The organism is Candidatus Methylomirabilota bacterium, from assembly GCA_035936835.1.
Taxonomy (GTDB): domain Bacteria; phylum Methylomirabilota; class Methylomirabilia; order Rokubacteriales; family CSP1-6; genus AR37.
The window spans coordinates 1-1,594 of record DASYVT010000202.1 but is presented as its reverse complement, the minus strand read 5'-3'; the positions used below and the strand labels follow the sequence as shown (position 1 = coordinate 1,594).

Annotated in this window: 2 protein-coding genes; both read right to left on the bottom strand. The window is 68.1% G+C overall.

What is annotated here, in order from left to right; all coding sequences use genetic code 11:
* Positions 1-605, bottom strand: a 605-nt coding sequence (locus VGV06_18225) for an ABC transporter ATP-binding protein (GenBank protein HEV2057083.1), incomplete at its 3' end; no start/stop codon positions are given.
* A 34-nt stretch (positions 606-639) separates the two neighbouring features.
* Entirely contained in the window at positions 640-1,422 is a 783-nt protein-coding gene (locus VGV06_18220) for an ABC transporter ATP-binding protein (GenBank protein HEV2057082.1), read from the bottom strand.
* Positions 1,423-1,594 lie beyond the last annotated feature (172 nt).

The window sequence follows — 1,594 nt, the reverse complement described above, 5'->3', positions numbered from 1 at the left end:
TCGAGCGCCATCGCGGCGTTCTGCTCGACCAGCAGCACGGAGACGCCCTCCTCCTTGTTGATGGCGCGCACGATGCGAAAGATCTCGCGCGTGACGAGCGGCGCCAGGCCGAGCGAGGGCTCGTCGAGCAGCAGCAGGCGCGGCCGCGACATGAGCGCGCGCGCCACCGCCAGCATCTGCTGCTCGCCGCCAGAAAGCGTGCCCGCCTGCTGCCGTTGGCGCTGCCCGAGGACGGGGAAGTACTGGAAGATGCGGTCGAAGTCACCGGCGATGGCGCCCCGGTCCTTGCGCACGTAGGCGCCCAGCCGCAGGTTCTCTTCCACCGTGAGGTCCATAAAGGTGCCGCGGCCCTCCGGCGTGTGAGCGATGCCGAGCCTGACGATGTCCTCGGTCGCCTTGCCGTCGATGCGCTGCCCCTCGAACCGGATCTCGCCCGCGGTCTTCACCATGCCGCACACGGCGCGGAGCGTGGTCGTCTTGCCGGCGCCGTTGGCGCCGAGGATGGCGGTGATGCCGCCCGACTCCACGGCGAAGCCGAGGCCGTGGAGGACCTTGGTCCACCCGTACTGCGCCTCCAGGTTCTCGGCCTCGAGCAGGGCGGGCACTAGTGTCGCTCCCCCATCAGTTCTCGCTCCCCCATCAGTTCTCACTCCCGAGGTACGCCTTGATCACCTCTGAATTGCGCTGGATCTCGGCCGGCGAGCCCTCGGCGATCTTCCTGCCGAAGTCGAGCACGACCACCTTGTCCGAAACCTGCATAACGAGGCTCATGTGGTGCTCCACCAGCAGGACCGTCACCCGGCGCTCGTCGCGGATGGCGCGCACGAGAGCGCCGAGCACCGCCACCTCCTCGTGGTTGAGGCCGCTCGCGGGCTCGTCCAGGAGCAGGAGCTTGGGCCGGTTGGCCAGCGCCCTCGCCAGCTCCACGCGCTTGAGGGTGCCGAAGGGCAGCCCCGCGGCCGGGTGCCCGGCCACCTCCTCGAGATCGAGGAAGGCGATCAGCTCGCGGGCGGCCTCGCGCGCCTCCCGCTCCTCGCGCCCGACCCAGGGTAGCTTGAGGGCGTTGCTGGCGAAGTCGCTGCGCGTCCGGCTGTGGACGCCCACCAGCACGTTGTCGAGGACGCTCATGGTCGGGAAGAGGGCAAGGTTCTGGAACGTGCGGCCGATGCCGAGCTCGGCGATGTGATGCGTCGGGGCGCTGATGATGGACTGCCCCTCGAAGAGGATGTCGCCCTGCTGGGGGGTGTACAGCCGCCCGAGGCAGTTGAAGAGCGTGGTCTTGCCGGCGCCGTTCGGGCCGATCAGGCCCACGATCTGGCCGGCCGTCATGTCGAAGGACACGTCGTCGAGCGCCACGATGCCGCCGAAGCGCATGGTGACGTCCCGGACGGCCAGGATGGACGAGTTCGGAGGTGGCGTCATTGCCCCAGGGGATGCATGGGTTGGGGCCCGTTTATAGAGGGGCCGAAGCGGTTTGTCAATGAAAACCACGGGGCGCCCGGTATAATCCAGACCCTATGGCCCACCAATTCATTTTCACGATGAAGGACCTGCGAAAGATCGTCCCGCCCAAGCGCGAGATCCTCAAGGGCAT

What these genes read in the sequence shown, in the direction of transcription:
- VGV06_18220 (HEV2057082.1), bottom strand. Translation starts at nt 1,422, where the DNA reads ATGACGCCACCTCCGAACTCGTCCATCCTGGCCGTCCGGGACGTCACC.